This is a genomic window from Brevundimonas terrae (genome assembly GCF_011761985.1).
Taxonomy (GTDB): domain Bacteria; phylum Pseudomonadota; class Alphaproteobacteria; order Caulobacterales; family Caulobacteraceae; genus Brevundimonas; species Brevundimonas terrae.
The window spans coordinates 333,074-349,893 of sequence record NZ_JAASQT010000001.1; the positions used below are offsets into that span (position 1 = coordinate 333,074).

Sequence of the window (16,820 nt, forward strand, 5' to 3'; positions counted from 1 at the left end):
GAATGGGTCTTTGCGAACAACAGCTTCGAAAAGCGGCGCGCACGCGAAGGGGGTGAAGAGTTTGGGTAGAAATCGTGTCGATACGAGGCGCGCAAATAGGCGGCTTGAAAGCCCGTAACGCCCGCGGTTCTCGAGGTTCAACGCGTTGGATTTGCTAAAGAACTGCGGTTCCGATCCGGCGGACCTGTCCTCGACAGGCGGGCCGTTATGATCAGACGCCGTGCTTAGCGCGCGCTGTCTCGACGATACGGCGGGCCGCATCGAAGGCGGCCTCTATACCCATTTCAGTCGTATCCAGCAAGATAGCGTCGTCAGCTTGTACCATCGGCGCGGAATCGCGACCGGCATCACGGGCATCGCGCTTGCGGATATCGGCCAGCATTTCTTCAAACGATATCAGGATGCCGCGCGCATTCAGCTGTTTCCAGCGGCGCTCGGCCCGCACTTCGGCAGAGGCTGTCACAAACAGTTTCGCATGGGCATCTGGCGCGATCACCGTGCCGATGTCGCGACCATCCAGCACTGCACCACCATCTTGGGCGGCAAAGTCCTGTTGCAGCTTCAGCAAAGCCTCGCGCACAGCCTTGTGGCCCGCCACGCGGCTGGCCGCCTCTCCGGCCTCGCCTGTGGTCAGACGCACATCGTCCGAAAGGCCCTCGGCCTTCAGTTTGCGCGCGACCTCGCCGGCCACAGCCTCGTCGTCCAGATCACCACCGGCATCCAGCACACCCATGCCCACAGCACGGTACAGCAGCCCCGTATCCAGATAGGGCAGGCCATAATGATCGGCCAGACGCGAGGCGATCGTACCCTTGCCGGATGCGGCAGGACCATCAACGGCGATGACGAGGGACTGTGTCAGGATACTGACTTTCTAGAAAAGGCTTGGAAGGCAGCAAACAGGCAGATCACGGCCAATCCTGCTGCCAGTAAAATAGAGAGCCCGAAAAAGCCGTTTAGGCCCCAAAATACAAGAGGGTTCTCGCTAACATCGATGTCCGGACCACGCCGGTTACGGATTGATCCGCGCTCAAGAATATCCAGAAACCCGCGCGCGCCCTCGAAAACGCACCATGACAAGAACCCGAAGGCCGCCCGCGACGTGACGATGTCACGCCATGGGCGGCCTTTGTTTTTTCGGGGGCTCATCACGATACAGCTATCGGCTTCACGCGATCTTGGCACCCAACCCGTTCATCAGAGCGACAAAACCGGGGAAGGACGTGGCGATCATTTCAGGATCACGCACAGCCACCGGATGTTCCGCAGCAAGGCCTAGCACCAGATGGCTCATGGCAATGCGGTGATCGTGGGCGGTATCCACCGTGGCCCCGCCCTTGACCGGACCACCGGTGACGACAAAGCCTTCGGGCTCTTCCTCGACCTCAACGCCGCATGCCCGCAGACCCGCCACCATCAGGGCGATGCGGTCGCTTTCTTTCACGCGCATCTCGCCAATGCCGCGCATCACCGTCTGCCCCTCGGCAAAGGCGGCGGTGGCGGCAAGGACCGGATATTCGTCGATCATGGCTGCGGCGCGCATTTCCGGCACCACAATGCCCTTCAGCCTGGAATAACGGGCCGTCACATCACCGACCTCCTCGCCACCCGCCATCTGGCGATTGGTGATGGTCAGATCCGCGCCCATATCGATCCATGTGTCGAACAGGGCCGCGCGCAACGGGTTCAGCATCACGCCTTCTACCGTCACTTCCGAGCCCGGCACGATCAGGGCTGCCGCCAGCGGGAAGGCCGCAGACGACGGATCGCCCGGCACCGATACCGAAGTGCCGCGCAAGGACTGACCGCCCTCCAGCGCGATCACCCAGCCCTCGCCGACCTCCTGCACATCCACCTTGGCCCCGAAGGCCACCAGCATACGCTCGGTATGGTCACGGCTCTTTTCCGGCTCGGTAATACGGGTGGTGCCCGAGGCATTCAAAGCTGCCAGCAGGATGGCCGACTTGATCTGTGCCGAGGCGACGCTCTGCACATAGTCGATGGCCGTCAGCTTGCCGCCCTTGACCTCTACCGGCAGACGATCCTCGTCCAGCTTCCAGTCAAACCGCGCGCCCATCGAGGCCAGAGGCCCGGTCACACGCTTCATCGGGCGCTTGCGCAAAGACACATCGCCATCAAAGGTCACATTGACCGGATATCCGGCCACCGCCCCCATCAACAGACGCACGCCGGTTCCGGCATTGCCACAGTCGATCGTGTCGTTCGGCGATTGCAGACGGCCCTTGCCGGTCACCTTCCAGTGACCCTGACCGAATTTTTCAACCTTGGCCCCCAGCGAGGCCATAGCCCGCGCCGTGGCCAGAATATCGTCGCCTTCCAGTAGCCCGTCGATCTCGGTCACACCTTCGGCCATAGCGCCAAAGATGAGACTTCTGTGAGAGATAGACTTATCTCCGGGAGCCTTCACCGCCCCCTTCAGGGAGGGACTTGGGGACGCAATAAAGGTCTTGGATTCGCTCACCCGGCTACTCGGCTCCGATTACATCTGGAAAACAGGACGCAGGCGCGTCACATAAGGCTTTTGACAGTGGGCTCATCGGGTGGCAAGGGAGCCGACCGATTTCCCGAGTTTCAACTCCACTCCCGCCGAAGGTTTCATCCGTGGCTAATCCTGAACTGGGCCAAAAGCAGCTCTGCCCGAGCTGCCAGGCCAAATTCTACGACCTGAACCGTCGTCCGGCGCGTTGCCCCAAATGCGCAACCGAGTTCGACCCGATGGAAGAGGCTCTGAAGAGCCGTCGCGTCCGTCGTGGTGCCGGCTATGCTGCCGACGAAGAAGAAAATGAAGATCAAGTCGCCGACAAGTCGGCAGACGCCGAAGACGAAGAGGACGATGGCGAGGCCTCGACGCCCGAGATCGATCAGGAAGGCCACGAGCCGATCCTGACGCCGGACGATGACGACGCCGATCCTGTCGATGACGAAGCCAACCTCAACACCACAGACGGTGATGACGACGACGTTCTCGACGAAGATGACGACTCCGTACCCTTCATCGAAGACGAAGATGACGATGGTCTGGAAGAAGAACTGACCAAGCCGTCACTCGACGACGAATAAAAACAAGGTTCTGAAAACTAAGCGGAAAAAAGTTTTCAGAACCGCTTGACCTTCCGGTCGGAACTCCCTAGTTTCCGCCACCTCGACGGGCCACAAGCCCGACGGGACCGACCGGAAGGTTCGGGGCTTTAGCTCAGTTGGTAGAGCGCTTGCATGGCATGCAAGAGGTCAGCGGTTCGACTCCGCTAAGCTCCACCATAAACCCCTCGCTGGACCACAGCGGGGGGTTTTCCATTTTATGAAGGCCCTGTTTTGGACTTTCACCCGACCAAACGGTCCGGGGCTTTAGCTCAGTTGGTAGAGCGCTTGCATGGCATGCAAGAGGTCAGCGGTTCGACTCCGCTAAGCTCCACCATCAAAGGCCTCGCGGAACCCCCGCGGGGCCTTTGTCCTATCTGGCACCCGATCGGCTAGAGTGCCGCCTTCCTGACGATTCGCCGATGGCTCCCGATGTCCCGCCAAAACCGCTCCCATGTAGTTCGCTTCCGCCCGCGCACCCCTCCGCCGCCGCGTCGCCCCAAGATGCCCAAGGGACCGCTGGGGATCGGCTTGGTGCTGCTGGTTCTGTTGGCGATCTGGCTGGTGTCGCAATATGGCGAGAAGGCGGGCCTGCCTGAACAGGCCGTGTCCACCGCCCAACAGATCGGGCGCACCATTTCTCCGGCCATGGCACCTGCGCCCACCAATGAGATACTGGCGCGCAAGGCCGATTTCACCTGCCGCGTCGAGCGCGTGAACGATGGCGATACCCTGCGCTGCAAGGACGGCACACGCGTGCGCCTGCATGCCATCTCGGCCCGCGAACGTGATGAAACCTGCTCGCAGGGGCACCCCTGCCCCACAGCCTCGGCGGCCGCCTCGACCGAGGCCCTCAAGCGTCTGGTGCAGAACAAGACCCTGTCCTGCCAGAATGTCGGTCAAAGCTATGAGCGCGTGACCGCCATCTGCTGGACGCCCGACCATACCGAGGTGAACTGCGCCATGGTCCAAAGCGGCAATGCCGCCCTATGGCCGCGCTTCCATCGCGACGTGCCCATCTGTCAGGCGACACCCGACGCCCTATAGCTTGATCCAGATCAGATTTCGGCCCGATCCCCCGACCTTTCGCCATGCGTCTGCCTTTTGGCCACATATTGCTGTAAGAGGCGGGCCATATTTCTGGTTTAGAGGCTGATTGCTGTGAGCACCATCACCGCCAAAGCTGCCGAAGGCAGCAACACCAAGGCTATCGTTCCGGTCTCGATGACCCGCTATGATGCCGATTTTCAGGGTTTCGCCGACGAACTGGGCGCGTCCTTTGCCCGCTACGGCTTTGCCGTCGTATCCGATCACGGTCTGGATCAGGCCGTCATCGACGCCGCCATTGCCGATGCCAAGACCTTCTTCGCCCTCGATGAAGAGACCAAGCGCCAATACCATCAGGCCGGCACCGGCGGCGCACGCGGCCTGACTCCGTTCGGTATCGAAACCGCCAAGGGCGCTTCGGTACGCGACCTGAAAGAGTTCTGGCACACCGGCCGCGAACTGCCCGAAGGTCACGAATACAAGAAGTTCATGCGTGACAATGTCTGGCCGTCGGAAGTTCCGACCTTCCAGAAAAACGTCTATGGCATGTTCTCGGCTCTGGACGAGCTGGGTCGCCGCGTCCTCAAGGCCATCGCCCGCTATCTGAAGCTGGACGACGACTATTTCGAGGACAAGGTCCAGCTGGGTAACTCGATCCTGCGCCTGCTGCACTATCCGCCGCTTCCGGCCGATGCCGAAGGCGTGCGCGCCGGTGCCCACGAAGACATCAACGTCATCACCCTGTTGCTGGGCGCCGAAGAAGCCGGTCTGCAACTGAAGGACTCGGACGGCGAATGGCTGGACATCGCCCCGCCTCCGGGTGCGCTGGTCATCAATATCGGTGACATGCTGCAACGTCTGGTCAACCACGTCCTGCCGTCCACCACCCACCGCGTGGTCAATCCGGCACCGGAACGCCGCGGCTTTGCGCGCTACTCGACCCCGTTCTTCCTGCACTTCAATCCGGACTTCCCGATCGAGACCCTGCCGTCGACGATCACCGAGGAAAATCCTGACCGTTATGCCGGCAAGACCATCCTGGCCGAGGACTTCCTCACCGAGCGCCTGCGCGAAATCAAACTGATCTAAGCGACCTAGGCACCACCAAATGAAAAGGGCCGGACGATCACTCGTCCGGCCCTTCTTGTATCCGCTGCACACCTCGCCTTAGCGGGCGATCCGCAGGCGCGTAATGTCACGACCGATAGATTTGAAGGCTTCCTTTAGGTCGGTACCGGTCGCAGCAGGGAAGAAGGTCTCATTCGGATTGGTGGCACAGGTGTGCATGACTTCATAAGCCGTATCGATCGGACCAGAAATGCTGGTTAGCTTAAGATTGAAGCCCACTGTGTAGACCACGATGCCTTGCGCCTTCATGGCGGCACACAGCTGTACAGACTGCGCAAAACCCTCGCCATTGGTAGCATTGCAGTTGATCTTGAACTCGTCATTACCCGAGCCTGATCCGGCATTACGAGCGATAACACCCTCACAAAAAGGCGTGTTGAACTCACCATCCGTCATCAGAATAACCGCCTTCACCGTCTCCGCAGTGTTATAGGCATTGGGACGGCTCGCTGCCGGAAACACGCTGCCGAAGGTCGGGGAAACAGCATACCAAGCCATCTCGATCCCGACTTGGCCGGCCGTCGAACCACCGGCACGGTAGGTTTTAATCGTTTCGTTCAATCCCCCCTTACCGGTCAACTGGTTGGTCAGAGGTATGAACTGGGCCGACGGGCAGGGATTGTTACTGCTGCTCAAATAGGCACGACCGACATAGGTCGTTGATGAGGGCGCGGCTTCGGAGGGCGCGTTATTGCCCCGTGGACGTTCACTGACACAGGTCGTAGCGGGCAGACGGGTATAATAATCCACCTTAGTGCTGTTGCGGATGTGTCGGAACATACGGTTCTGACAACCATCGCGGCCGCATTCCACCTTGCCGTTTCGTGACAAATTACCGCGATTATACCCCACCAGCGGGACCGAGAAACGGTTCTCGTCGATCACCGTAACCGGATGACGATCATTCAAACCGGTTACGCCACTTGTATTTGTGATTTGCGCGATTTCGCCTGTGACCAAGCTGTGGTTCACAGAAGTCAGGACCGTATAACAGCCCTCAGTTTCGCATTTTCGCACTGCGCGTGAGGAGCCCCCCAAATCTGTCGAGCTATACGAGCCCTCCAATTCGAAATTGTCTGCACTCGTCACTTTTTTAACAATACGGGCAGTCTCATTCAGGTTTCCGCGCGTGCTAAATCCTGTCAGGAAAACGGGATCTCCAACCTTCAAGCCGTGATTGCGGGCCGTCAAAGTCTGGCCTGACACCCCCGTAATCGATGTTGGTGATTGCGCCCATTCGGACTTGGTCACATCGGTAAGCTGGTCCCGCATGGACCCACGTAAGGCGTTGGCAAAATCTCCGACATTGACCCCGCCTGCATAAGGCACCAGCGCCACGCGCGTGGTGAACAGACTTTGATCGCCTTGAACCACAATTCCCGCCAGTTCCGTCGCAGCGGCCCTGAGGTCTGGCATGTAATCGACGCCGTCGCTCATCGAGCCGGTCACGTCCAGCGCCATAGCCACTTCCACATTGCGCGACGCGCGCAGGACGTTGGAAGACGCCCCCATAGGCAGGTAGTCGTCGAACAACTGGCCGTAGGGCGGCAGGAAGACATTGGCGATGATGGTCTTGACCTGAACCGTCGCGGTGGCCTGAACCTCGGTCCTATCATTCACAGTAAAGCTGGCGACGTCACCGGGATTGGTCAGGAAATAGTTCGGCATATTGGCCTTGAGCGATGCCATGCCAACCTTCTGCACATCGGCATTGGTCGTCGCGTTCGAACGGGCTGCGGCCAGTGTCGCGGCATCCAGCGCGTCCTGAAGCTCGCTCTTCACCTTGGCGGCATTGTGCAGGTCGATGGCACCGGCCGAGATCATTAGCAGCACAGGCAGGGCAATACCGGCAATCATCGCCACATTGCCTCGTTGCGAACGTGTAAAACGTTGCAACAAATGCACAAAACGACCTGTGAAGCTGTTCATTCTACTCTCCAGCATCAGTTTGCCATTCGCTCGAACAGCCTAAAATGGGCGATAAATTGGTTATAGGCGATCAACAGGAAGGGTTAACGCCATGGTTGTGCCGCCCTCACAGTGTCACAAGACCCCTAACGGTCTATGACACACCGGTTCAAGCCCTGCGCCCGCACCTGTCCGGCATTAGCCTGAATGCGTGAAGTACGGCCGCGCACATAGGGACCGGGGGATGCCGCATTATAGCGACGCGGGCTGGGCAAAACCGCGATCAGGCGTGCCGCCTCGCGACGATCCAGGTTTTTGGCACTTTTCCCGAACCAGTGCTGCGCCGCAGCCTCGGCCCCGTACACCCCCGGCGCGAACTCGGCGACGTTCAGATACACTTCCATGATCCGCTTCTTGCCCCAGCCGAACTCGATCAGGACCGTATAGCCCGCCTCCAGACCTTTGCGGATATAGGAGCGCCCCGGCCACAGAAAGACGTTCTTGGCTGTCTGCTGCGAAATGGTCGAGCCGCCGCGCATCTTGGCCGAACCGCGCGCCTCGGCCCGCTCATTGGCCTTCATCGCCTTGCGGATAGCGTCCACGTCAAAGCCGTTATGCGCGCAAAACTGCGCATCCTCGGCCGCAATGGCTGCGGTCACCAGATAGGGCGACAAGTCATCCAGCGAGCGCCAGCGATAATCCAGCCCGTGCCCCTTGAGGGCTTGCGAGATCATTAGAATGTTTGGCGGCGGCGGTACAAAGCGAAACACCGCCACCTGCAGGAACGGAAGCGCCAACACAAACAGGAACAGCTTCAGCAGTGGTCGCCGTTTACGGCTTGCCGACTTGGCCATCCTCGCCCCCCCTGCGCAGAAATCAGAACGAATGAACGCCCGCATGGCCGTCTTCATCGGCCCATGCGATGCGCGCGCCGCCATGGCTCATGGCCAGAGCAGTGATCGGCGCACCCTTGTCCTGCTTGATGAAGTCCAGACCGCGCCCTGCCGGATCGGCCCACCAGACACGGCCATCTTCCAGACCCGCGACCAGACGGCCTTGCGTGTTCGATGCCGCCACCTGCGCGATCAAGGTCGTCTCGTCATACCCGATCTCGGTCGCCTCGCGGCCCATCGGACCGTTGGAGCCGATGAACGGCCACAGCACCACACCTTGCGCGCCCGACGTGGCCAGAAGCTGCCCCTTGGACAGGAAGGCAAAGCTCTTGATCTTGGACGGATAGCCGCCCATCCGCATATTGCGTTGATCCTTCAGGCGCCAGCCATGCAACTGGTTGTCCTGCATGGCGGTGATCACATAGGCACCGTCCGGCGAGAAGGCGACGGACAGGTGCGAGCCTGCCCATTGCAGCTTCACCGGCTGCTGCTGTTCAATCCGCGCATACCACAGCCACGCCCCGCCATAGGTCGAGGTGGCGATACGGCGCCCCTTGGGATCAAAAGCCACGCCCGAGACGGTGCGTTCGTGCTGAAAATCACGACGGAAGACCGGATCCTTGGTGTCGATCACCGACAGGGTGCGCCCCGACGAAAAAGCGATCAGACCGCTTTCAGCGCTGGCAGCAATCGAGTCGATCCAGCCCTTGCCCTCGGCCAGAACCATGGCCTCGCCCACACGGCTCCAAACGACCTTGCCGTCATCACCACCAGTGACAATGCCCTCTCCCGACGGGTGGACACAGGCGCACAGCACCGCGCCGTCATGCACTTCGTTGCGCGACCCGTCCTCGAAACGCACCGAACCGTCACCCAATGCGAACACGGCCTGTGTTTTGTCGAACAGGGCAGCGGTAATCTGGGCATCGAAGGTGAAATTCATAGGGGTCTCGGCAAGCTTGAAGGGCGCAAATACTCTAAAGACTGCTCATAGCCGTGGCGGGCGGGCGCGCCTATAGGAAACACGCAAAGGGAGTAGCTATGGCGATTGTTCTCGTCTCCGGCTTTATGGCCGATGAAACCCTGTGGGATGACATGCTGGAGGCCCTAGCTCCGTACAGGCCGGTCATTCCCGTGGCCCTGCGCGAAGGCGAAACCATCGAGGCGATGGCGCAGGCCCTGTTGCCCGCCCTGCCCGCGCATTTCCATCTCGCCGGTTTTTCCATGGGCGGCTATGTGGCCCGCGAAATCGTGCGCCTTGCGCCGGATCGCGTGCAAAGCCTGATCCTGATCGCCACCTCGGCGCGCGGCGACACGGATGAAATGATCCGCCAGCGTCGCTCCAGCCTCAAATCCCCGCCCGAACGCTTTAAAGGCCTCAGCCGCCCCGCCATCCAGTCATCCTTGCATCCCCGACTGCGTGATGATGCCGACATGCTGGCCCGCGTCCGCGATATGGGCATCAATCTGGGCGGCCACGTCTTTCACCGACAGTCCTACATCGCCCGCGACGGCGATCTGGACCGCCTGTCCGACATCAACGTGCCAACCCTGATTATCGCTGCCGACACTGACGCCCTCAGAAGCCCCGCCGAGGCCCAAGAACTGGCGAACGGCATTTCGGCGTCTCTGATCACCATCCCCGATAGCGGCCACATGATCCCGCTGGAACAGCCAGACGCGCTGGCCAGCACCATGACGGACTGGCTGCAAGGGTTCTAAAAAGCAAAACGGCCACTGCCTAGCGACAGTGGCCGTTTCAATATGGGCGAATAGGTCGCTTACAGACGATCCAGCCCACGCAGACGCTCGATCATCAGCGCCGGTTTGGCATAGGCCTCCTGAAGCTCGGCGCTCCAGTAGTTCAAGGCCTCGACAGGCACAGGCTGGCCGCTGACGGCGCAGACGACATGGTCGCCGGACTGGACCACATCGAAACTGCCCGAGTGATAGACCAGCTTGGCTTCGCGCTTGAATGCTTCGGTCATTCTATTCTCCTTAGGCGGCACACGCCTCGAAGCCAGCCTTCAGTTCGGCTTCGTCGAGGTCACGGCCAATAAAGACGGCACGGCTCCAGCGGCGCTCGTCGCCCCATGGCTGTTGCAGGTCGCCTTCAAGGATCATGTGCACGGCCTGGAACACCAGACGGCGATCCTCGCCCGCCACGTCGATAATGCCCTTGGCGCGCAGGATGTTCTGGCCCTGCTCGCCCAGCAGCTTGTCCAGCCATGCGGTGAATTTGGCACCGTTCATCGGGCGATCCAGCGTCAGCGAGATGCCTTTGATGTCGTCATTATGGGCGTGGCCGCGTGCGCCATGATGGTGGTCGTGGCCGTGGTCATCGCTGTGGTCGTGGCCACAGTTCTCGTCATGCACATGGTCATGATCGTGGTGGTGATGGCCGTGGTCATGGCCGCAATGCTCGTCATGGACGTGGCCATCGGCACCGTGCGGCGGGTTCACAAAGTTCGGATTGACCTCGAGGATGCGCTCCAGATCAAACGCATGAAGACCCAGAACCTGATCCAGCGGCACGTTCGAGCGCTCGGCGCGCACGATGGGGGCCAGTGGGTTCAGCGCACGCAGGCGGGCCTCGACCGCAACCAGTTCCTCTTCGGACACCAGATCGATCTTGTTCAGGATAATACGGTCGGCAAAGGCCACCTGCTCGCGGGCTTCTTTGCTGTCGTCCAGACGCGCCATGACGTGCTTGGCGTCAACCAGCGCCGTCACGCTGTCCAACTGGGTCTTGGCCTTGACCTCTTCGTCAACAAAGAAGGTCTGGGCCACCGGCCCCGGATCGGCCAAGCCGGTCGTTTCGACGATGATGGCGTCAAATGCGGGTTTACCCGGACGCTGGCGCTTCATCAGGCCCGAAACCACACGGATCAAGTCACCGCGCACCGTGCAGCAGACGCAGCCATTGTTCATTTCGAACACGTCTTCGTCGGCACCGACCACCAGATCGTTGTCGATACCGATCTCGCCGAACTCGTTGACGATGACAGCATAACGCTTGCCGTGATCCTCGGTGAGGATGCGGTTCAGAAGCGTGGTTTTACCGGCACCGAGGTAGCCGGTCAGGACGGTCACTGGGGTCTTTTGGGTCATGGCCGCTAGATGGCCCTTCAAACGCCGGTTGAAAAGCCCCATCGCGCCATTTTAACGCGGCAACGACACATCTACTCAGGCGGGATGGAAGGCCATTATAAAGCCAAGCCCGATCAGGGCCGCGCCCAGCACCACACCTTCGTAACGCGCCCAGCGTTCCAGTCGCAAAATGGAATAGCCCGCCATGGCCAGCGAGGTCAGAACCAGCATGCCCACAATGGTCCCCAGCACAAATCCGGCCGTCAGAGCTAGAAACACGCTCAAGCCCTGCGTGGCCGAAGACAGATAGACCGGCAACAGAACCTCGCCCGGCGAGGCCGCCATCAGGGCAATCAGGCCCAGAATCGCCGTGCGGTCAGACACCTTGGGCTCGTCATGCTCGCACCCTTTACAGTCAGGCACTGTGGTGCGGTGCCAATAGCGCGCCAGATAAAAAGCCCCGAACAGAAACAGCAGGGCCGACGACAGATGCGGCAAGACGCCATGCAGCCAGCGGTCCAGCGCTACCCCTGCAATCGTGACTGCGCCCCCTATAAGAGCCGTTGTTGCCACATGCGCCAGCGCGGCGGCCACCACCACCATGCCCAGACGACGCATCGTCCAGCCTTGCGCACGCCCGACCAGTACAAAGGGTAACCAGTGGGTGGGCAGGGCCGCATGCAGGGCTGCCGCTATAAAGCCACCTCCGAGCAGAGACAGGACAAGAGGCTGGGCGAGGTCGGAGGTTATCATCACCACCCCTCTATAGTGTTATGATGTAACAGTCGAGACTCCCGCAGGCGGAATCACACTTTAGGATAGGGTGAGAAACCCTGATTCAGCGCCAAATCCCTTGCAGCAGGCATGCAATCAGGCCACACCCCACATTCAGCGACGACTTCACGGGCTTTAATACCCGATATCCGTTGACTCTTTCGTCACCATCCGTATATGTCGCCGCTCTTCGCCCGCGGGTTTCCCGGCGGGCGCATTCTTTTTTGCGTTCACGCTGAGGCTTCATATGTACGCGGTGATCAAGACCGGCGGAAAGCAGTACCGGGTCCAACCGGGCGATGTTGTTGTTGTCGAAAAGCTCGACGGCGATGCAGGCGCTGCTATTTCCTTTAACGAAGTCCTCATGCTGGGCGGCGACAAGGGTGTCACTGTTGGCGCTCCTGTTGTCGAAGGCGCCACGGTGGCTGCGACCCTGATCGAAACCCGCAAGGGCGAGAAGATCAAGATCTTCAAGAAGATCCGTCGTCAGGGTTATCGTCGTACCAACGGCCATCGCCAGATGGAATCCGTTCTGCAAATCACCGGCATCGAAGGTGCTGGCGAAACTGCAAAATGGGATGGTACGGTCAACCTTATCACCAAGGCTGAAATCAATGCTCGCGCTCGTGGCCTGGCCCCGCGCGTCGAAGCCGCCCCAGCTGAGGAAGCTCCTAAGGCTAAGAAGGCTCCGGCCAAAAAAGCCAAGGCCACCGAGGCCTAAGAGTTTCGCCGGGTGCCTTACGGGGCACCCACATAGAACATGCGACCGTTATCTAACGGGCCGCCAGTAACGATAGACAAGCTCCACACAGGTTTCAGGACCGGAGCGCGTCAAACAGAGGAGCAGCAAGATGGCTCACAAAAAATCCGGCGGTTCGTCGCGTAACGGCCGCGACTCAGAGTCGAAACGCCTTGGCGTGAAGAAGTATGGCGGCGAGAAGGTTCTCGCTGGCAACATCCTCGTGCGCCAACGCGGCACCAAGTTCCACCCGGGCACCAATGTTGGCCTGGGTCGTGACCACACCCTGTTTGCGACCGCAACCGGCGCAGTGCAGTTCACCACCAAAGCTGGTGGCCGTTGTTACGTATCCATCGTGGCTGCCAATGACGCAGCCGAGGCGATGGCCGCCGAGTAACGCGATCTGCACTTTGATTCGGATCGTGTTGCTCAACCAGCAGCCGATCCGGACCTAGGGAAAATATTCCGCGGGGAGTCTGGATCACCAGGCTCCCCGTTTGCGTTTCCCCGCTTCGAAAGCCGTCCGAACCCTCCAAGGCGACGGTACAGAGAGATCGAGGCAGTACATGTGCGTGATTGAAACCTCTCCCGTCGTCGAAACGCGGCGCCTGACCTTGCGCGCTCCGCGCCCTCAAGACGCATCGCGCATCGCCCGTATGGCGAACGATATCGATATTGCCCGCATGACCCTGCGGCTCCCCCACCCCTATACGTCGATCCACGCCGAAGATTTCGTGCTGCACGTCGCCAGTCAGGACCCAGCCCGCGCCAACACCTTCGTCATCGAACACGAGGACCACGGCCCTGTCGGTGTGATCGGCATGTTCGAGGATAGCGATCCTGTACCTGAAACCGGCTATTGGATCGGGCGCGAATTCTGGGGTCGCGGCTATGCCACCGAAGCGCTGCAAGGGGCTCTGGTCTGGGCGTCGCGCAAGTGGAAGCGCCGCGCCATGGTCGCGGGCCACTTTGCCGACAACCCCGCTTCGGGTCGCGTTCTGGAGAAGGCCGGCTTCCTCTATACGGGCGAAACCCGCCGCGAATTCAGTCACGCCCGCAGCGCCCTCACAGACACGCGCCGCATGGTCTGGCTTGCCTGATAGGTCGCTGTAATCGCGGTAGTTTCGCCAATCACCGTGTTTTTTCACGAAACTGAAAAAACTCTGTTGACCGCCGAATGAGCGCCCCCTATACCCCACTCATCGGCGGGGCGGAAACGCTCCCTCCGGCCCAGATGGCGGAATTGGTAGACGCGCTGGCTTCAGGTGCCAGTGGCTTAACGGCCGTGGAGGTTCGAGTCCTCTTCTGGGCACCATTTATTCAAATGGCGCTGCATCACAAGATGCAGCGCCATTTGTCTATGGACCTCCCGTCTGTCCCGTCACGGGTGCTTTCTTGGGCACACTACCTAGCGGTCAGACGTGGTTCGTCTATGTTCAGGCCCCATTTTGTCGTATCCACGGATACGCTGCAAACCGAGTTCGACACATGACCGTTTATCTCCACGAAGGTGACCTGCCCGACGATCTGGATCTTGGCCCCGTTGTGGCTGTGGATTCGGAAACCATGGGCCTGCGCTTCCGTCGTGATGAGCTGTGCGTGGTGCAGCTGTCGTCGGGTGACGGCAATGCCCACGTCGTGCGCATGCGTCGTCCGGCCTATGACTGCCCGAACCTGAAACGCGTCCTGTCCGACCCGAAGGTTTTGAAAATCTTCCACTTTGGCCGTTTCGACATCGGCATGTTCGAACTGCATCTGGGTGTCGAGACCCGTCCGGTGTACTGCACCAAGATCGCGTCCAAACTGGCCCGCACCTATACGGACCGCCACGGCCTGAAGGACGTGGTGCGTGAAATGGCCGGTGTGGACCTGTCCAAGGCCCAGCAATCTTCGGACTGGGGTTCCGAAACCCTGACGCAGGCGCAACTGGACTATGCCGCCTCCGACGTGCTGCATCTGCACGTCGTCATGGAGCGTCTGAATATCATGCTGGCGCGCGAAGGCCGCGCCGAGCTGGCCGCCGCCTGTTTCGATTTCCTGCCGATTCGCTCCCGCCTCGATCTGGCTGGCTGGGACGAAGTCGACATCTTCGCCCACGCCTGATCCGCCCTTAGAGACACTGATGAGCGAACCCGAAGGCCACAACCCGCATCAGCAAGCGTTGAAAGACGCCGACGAAGCGCGCGTGGCCGCCGCCGGTGTGCGCTGGCGCCGACGCTCCGAACGCGTGCAGCGCCTGCGTAAAATCCTGCCCATCATTATCCTGTTGATTGCCGGCAGCGCCGTGACCTGGGTGGTGTTCCGCTCGGTCATGTCGGGCGTCGAGCGCCGCGCCAGCGAAAGCCGCGAACTGCGCCTCGACAACCCCATGTTCCACGGTCAGGACGCGCAAGGACGCAGCTTCCGTATCGGAGCCGAAGGGGCCGTCCGCGCGCCCGACAACGACCAGTACCGGCTGATCAAGCCTCTTCTGGAACTGAACCTTGGCGGCCAGAAAATCACCAAGCTGACGGCCGATGGCGGGCGCTATGACGAAGGCGACCGCAAGGTCGTTATCGGTCCTAATGTACAGATTACCGACGGCGCATCCGGCTTCTCGCTGAAAACGCCCGAAGCGGTTATCGACACCCAGACCGGGATCGTTACAGGTGACAAGGGCGTTGTCGGTAACGGCCCGCTTGGAACCATCAATGCGTCGTCCTATGCCATTTACGAAGACGGCCGCCGTATTGAATTCAAAGGTCAGGGCGACCAAAAGATCAGCGGAACCATCAACCCTTCGGGGCCGGGCAGGTAAACTATGTCTAAGACCAGCACCCTTATTGCCAGCGCTGCGCTGATCCTCGCCCTTGGCGTTCCGGCTGTGACCGGCGCCCAGAGCAGCAATCCGGCCGACGCCACCCGTCAACCCGTCCAGTACGGCGCGGACTCCGGTGAATATACCGCCGACGGCTTCGCCCTGCGTGGCCGTGCCGAGGTGACGCAAGGCACCAACCGTCTGCGGGCCGATGCCATTCGCGGCTATACCACCAATGGCGAACTGACCCGCGTGGAAGCCACCGGCAATGTCTATTTCGTCACCCCCGACCAGAGCATGCGCGGCAATAACGCCGTCTATACGCTCAATGACGGTCAGGTTCTGGTAACCGGCGATGTCATCCTGACGCAGGGCCAGAATGTTCTGACCGGCGGGCGTCTGGTCTATAATGTCCGTACCGAGACAGCCCGCATCGAAAGCGCCGGCACCCGCGTTCGCGGCGTCTTCTACCCGTCGAACTAAGGGGCCCCACTTGGCGCGCAAGGAACTGTCAGCCCTGAACATCACACCGGAGCCGGAACACACTTCCGACCAGCCGGTGAACGATGCTGCCAAGCGCGGCCTGCGTGTCGAGCATCTGGCCCGCAGCTTTGGCCCGCGTCAGGTCGTGCGCGATGTGTCGCTGACCGTTCAGCGCGGCGAGGTTTTCGGCCTGCTGGGACCAAACGGTGCGGGCAAGACGACCTGCTTCTACATGATTACCGGCCTGATCCCCGCCGACAGCGGCACCATCTGGCTGGACAACGAGAACATCACCCATCAGCCGATGTACCAGCGCTCGCGCATGGGCCTTGGCTATCTGGCGCAGGAGGCCTCGATCTTTCGCGGTATGACGGTCGAACAGAACGTCGCCGCCGTGGTGGAACTGCGCCATACGTCCGAGCGCGAGATTAAAGACGAGACCACGCGCCTGCTGGAAGAGCTGCGTATCGACCATCTGCGTCATGCGCCTGCCACAGGCCTGTCGGGTGGCGAGCGCCGCCGTGTCGAGATCGCCCGCGCCTTGGCCGGCAAGCCCAGCTTCATGCTGCTGGACGAACCCTTTGCCGGTATCGACCCCTTGGCCATTGCCGATATCCGTTCGGTCATCCGCTATCTGTCCGGTCAGGGCATTGGCGTGCTGATTACCGACCACAATGTGCGCGAGACGCTGGACATTATCGATCGCGTTTCGATCATCACTTCCGGCTCGGTCCTGTTTGAAGGCACCGCTCAGGAAGCCGTCGACAGCGCCGAGGTACGCCGCGCCTATCTGGGCGAGATGTACGGCTAGGGCCGCCTCCCCATGCCTTTAAGACCTGCGAAAGCCTAGCCACTCACCAGT

The 16,820-nt window shown here is 60.6% G+C and carries 19 protein-coding genes and 3 tRNA genes; 14 read left to right on the plus strand and 8 right to left on the minus strand.

The window, feature by feature from the left end:
* Positions 1–211: 211 nt before the first annotated feature.
* Together cmk and aroA are read right to left on the minus strand one after the other, a co-directional pair.
* Complete coding sequence (gene cmk, locus FHS64_RS01595) at positions 212–862, minus strand: (d)CMP kinase (protein WP_167176201.1); 651 nt, start codon at positions 860–862, stop codon at positions 212–214.
* Positions 863–1,168: 306 nt separating this feature from the next.
* Positions 1,169–2,461 (minus strand): 3-phosphoshikimate 1-carboxyvinyltransferase, encoded by a 1,293-nt coding sequence (gene aroA, locus FHS64_RS01600; RefSeq protein ID WP_167176203.1) that lies wholly within the window; start codon positions 2,459–2,461, stop codon positions 1,169–1,171.
* A 161-nt stretch (positions 2,462–2,622) separates the two neighbouring features.
* Between aroA and FHS64_RS01605 the strand changes: the two genes are divergently transcribed.
* The 5 genes from FHS64_RS01605 (at position 2,623) to FHS64_RS01625 (ending at position 5,235) form a co-directional block, all read left to right on the plus strand.
* Entirely contained in the window at positions 2,623–3,081 is a 459-nt protein-coding gene (locus FHS64_RS01605; RefSeq protein ID WP_167174690.1) for a TIGR02300 family protein, read from the plus strand.
* Between the two features lie 122 nt (positions 3,082–3,203).
* A tRNA-Ala gene (locus FHS64_RS01610) sits at positions 3,204–3,279 on the plus strand.
* A gap of 81 nt (positions 3,280–3,360) precedes the next feature.
* Positions 3,361–3,436 (plus strand) — tRNA-Ala (locus FHS64_RS01615).
* Positions 3,437–3,531: 95 nt separating this feature from the next.
* On the plus strand, positions 3,532–4,146 hold the full coding sequence (locus FHS64_RS01620) for a thermonuclease family protein (protein WP_167174693.1): 615 nt from the start codon (positions 3,532–3,534) through the stop codon (positions 4,144–4,146).
* A 177-nt stretch (positions 4,147–4,323) separates the two neighbouring features.
* Entirely contained in the window at positions 4,324–5,235 is a 912-nt protein-coding gene (locus FHS64_RS01625) for an isopenicillin N synthase family dioxygenase (RefSeq protein ID WP_167176205.1), read from the plus strand.
* 78 nt (positions 5,236–5,313) lie between these two features.
* Here FHS64_RS01625 and FHS64_RS01630 read toward each other — a convergent pair whose 3' ends face one another.
* From FHS64_RS01630 to FHS64_RS01640, 3 genes are all read right to left on the minus strand, one after another.
* A complete protein-coding gene (locus FHS64_RS01630; protein WP_243862665.1) occupies positions 5,314–7,203 on the minus strand; it encodes a TadE/TadG family type IV pilus assembly protein in 1,890 nt (629 codons plus the stop codon).
* 125 nt (positions 7,204–7,328) lie between these two features.
* Positions 7,329–8,036, minus strand: a complete 708-nt coding sequence (mtgA, locus tag FHS64_RS01635; protein WP_167174699.1) for a monofunctional biosynthetic peptidoglycan transglycosylase — start codon at positions 8,034–8,036, stop codon at positions 7,329–7,331.
* 22 nt (positions 8,037–8,058) lie between these two features.
* A complete protein-coding gene (locus FHS64_RS01640; protein WP_167174702.1) occupies positions 8,059–9,018 on the minus strand; it encodes a WD40 repeat domain-containing protein in 960 nt (319 codons plus the stop codon).
* A gap of 98 nt (positions 9,019–9,116) precedes the next feature.
* Here FHS64_RS01640 and FHS64_RS01645 point away from each other — a divergent pair, with 98 nt between their 5' ends.
* Positions 9,117–9,797: an alpha/beta fold hydrolase gene (locus FHS64_RS01645; protein WP_167174705.1), complete on the plus strand. Its 681-nt coding sequence runs from the start codon at positions 9,117–9,119 to the stop codon at positions 9,795–9,797.
* 59 nt (positions 9,798–9,856) lie between these two features.
* Here the strand turns inward: FHS64_RS01645 and FHS64_RS01650 are convergent, their stop codons facing one another.
* The 3 genes from FHS64_RS01650 to FHS64_RS01660 all read right to left on the minus strand — a co-directional run bounded on the left by FHS64_RS01650 (position 9,857) and on the right by FHS64_RS01660 (position 11,918).
* The gene (locus FHS64_RS01650) at positions 9,857–10,063 is read right to left on the minus strand and encodes a DUF2093 domain-containing protein (RefSeq protein ID WP_167174708.1); all 207 of its coding nucleotides are present in this window, start codon (positions 10,061–10,063) and stop codon (positions 9,857–9,859) included.
* 10 nt (positions 10,064–10,073) lie between these two features.
* A complete protein-coding gene (locus FHS64_RS01655; RefSeq protein ID WP_167174711.1) occupies positions 10,074–11,186 on the minus strand; it encodes a CobW family GTP-binding protein in 1,113 nt (370 codons plus the stop codon).
* Between the two features lie 75 nt (positions 11,187–11,261).
* Positions 11,262–11,918, minus strand: a complete 657-nt coding sequence (locus FHS64_RS01660; RefSeq protein WP_167174714.1) for a hypothetical protein — start codon at positions 11,916–11,918, stop codon at positions 11,262–11,264.
* A gap of 268 nt (positions 11,919–12,186) precedes the next feature.
* Here FHS64_RS01660 and rplU point away from each other — a divergent pair, with 268 nt between their 5' ends.
* From rplU to lptB, 8 genes are all read left to right on the plus strand, one after another.
* Positions 12,187–12,660, plus strand: a complete 474-nt coding sequence (rplU, locus tag FHS64_RS01665) for a 50S ribosomal protein L21 (RefSeq protein WP_167174717.1) — start codon at positions 12,187–12,189, stop codon at positions 12,658–12,660.
* Positions 12,661–12,790: 130 nt separating this feature from the next.
* Positions 12,791–13,075 (plus strand): 50S ribosomal protein L27, encoded by a 285-nt coding sequence (gene rpmA, locus FHS64_RS01670; RefSeq protein ID WP_167174720.1) that lies wholly within the window; start codon positions 12,791–12,793, stop codon positions 13,073–13,075.
* Between the two features lie 169 nt (positions 13,076–13,244).
* Positions 13,245–13,778 (plus strand): GNAT family N-acetyltransferase, encoded by a 534-nt coding sequence (locus FHS64_RS01675; RefSeq protein WP_167174723.1) that lies wholly within the window; start codon positions 13,245–13,247, stop codon positions 13,776–13,778.
* Positions 13,779–13,906: 128 nt separating this feature from the next.
* Positions 13,907–13,993 (plus strand) — tRNA-Leu (locus FHS64_RS01680).
* Between the two features lie 173 nt (positions 13,994–14,166).
* Positions 14,167–14,781 (plus strand): ribonuclease D, encoded by a 615-nt coding sequence (locus FHS64_RS01685; protein WP_167174726.1) that lies wholly within the window; start codon positions 14,167–14,169, stop codon positions 14,779–14,781.
* 19 nt (positions 14,782–14,800) lie between these two features.
* Positions 14,801–15,475 carry an LPS export ABC transporter periplasmic protein LptC gene (gene lptC, locus FHS64_RS01690; RefSeq protein WP_167174729.1) on the plus strand — a complete coding sequence of 225 codons (675 nt, stop codon included), beginning with the start codon at positions 14,801–14,803 and terminating at the stop codon, positions 15,473–15,475.
* Positions 15,476–15,478: 3 nt separating this feature from the next.
* Positions 15,479–15,958, plus strand: coding sequence for an LptA/OstA family protein (locus FHS64_RS01695; protein WP_167174732.1), 480 nt, complete (start codon positions 15,479–15,481; stop codon positions 15,956–15,958).
* Positions 15,959–15,968: 10 nt separating this feature from the next.
* A complete protein-coding gene (lptB, locus tag FHS64_RS01700) occupies positions 15,969–16,769 on the plus strand; it encodes an LPS export ABC transporter ATP-binding protein (protein ID WP_243862666.1) in 801 nt (266 codons plus the stop codon).
* The last annotated feature ends 51 nt before the right edge of the window (positions 16,770–16,820 follow it).

Coding starts and splice junctions, on each gene's coding strand:
- FHS64_RS01620 (WP_167174693.1), top strand. CDS start 3,532: ATGTCCCGCCAAAACCGCTCCCATGTAGTTCGCTTCCGCCCGCGCACC.
- FHS64_RS01625 (WP_167176205.1), top strand. CDS start 4,324: ATGACCCGCTATGATGCCGATTTTCAGGGTTTCGCCGACGAACTGGGC.
- FHS64_RS01630 (WP_243862665.1), bottom strand. CDS start 7,203: ATGAACAGCTTCACAGGTCGTTTTGTGCATTTGTTGCAACGTTTTACA.
- mtgA (WP_167174699.1), bottom strand. CDS start 8,036: ATGGCCAAGTCGGCAAGCCGTAAACGGCGACCACTGCTGAAGCTGTTC.
- FHS64_RS01640 (WP_167174702.1), bottom strand. CDS start 9,018: ATGAATTTCACCTTCGATGCCCAGATTACCGCTGCCCTGTTCGACAAA.
- FHS64_RS01645 (WP_167174705.1), top strand. CDS start 9,117: ATGGCGATTGTTCTCGTCTCCGGCTTTATGGCCGATGAAACCCTGTGG.
- FHS64_RS01650 (WP_167174708.1), bottom strand. CDS start 10,063: ATGACCGAAGCATTCAAGCGCGAAGCCAAGCTGGTCTATCACTCGGGC.
- FHS64_RS01655 (WP_167174711.1), bottom strand. CDS start 11,186: ATGACCCAAAAGACCCCAGTGACCGTCCTGACCGGCTACCTCGGTGCC.
- FHS64_RS01660 (WP_167174714.1), bottom strand. CDS start 11,918: ATGATAACCTCCGACCTCGCCCAGCCTCTTGTCCTGTCTCTGCTCGGA.
- rplU (WP_167174717.1), top strand. CDS start 12,187: ATGTACGCGGTGATCAAGACCGGCGGAAAGCAGTACCGGGTCCAACCG.
- rpmA (WP_167174720.1), top strand. CDS start 12,791: ATGGCTCACAAAAAATCCGGCGGTTCGTCGCGTAACGGCCGCGACTCA.
- FHS64_RS01675 (WP_167174723.1), top strand. CDS start 13,245: ATGTGCGTGATTGAAACCTCTCCCGTCGTCGAAACGCGGCGCCTGACC.
- FHS64_RS01685 (WP_167174726.1), top strand. CDS start 14,167: ATGACCGTTTATCTCCACGAAGGTGACCTGCCCGACGATCTGGATCTT.
- lptC (WP_167174729.1), top strand. CDS start 14,801: ATGAGCGAACCCGAAGGCCACAACCCGCATCAGCAAGCGTTGAAAGAC.
- FHS64_RS01695 (WP_167174732.1), top strand. CDS start 15,479: ATGTCTAAGACCAGCACCCTTATTGCCAGCGCTGCGCTGATCCTCGCC.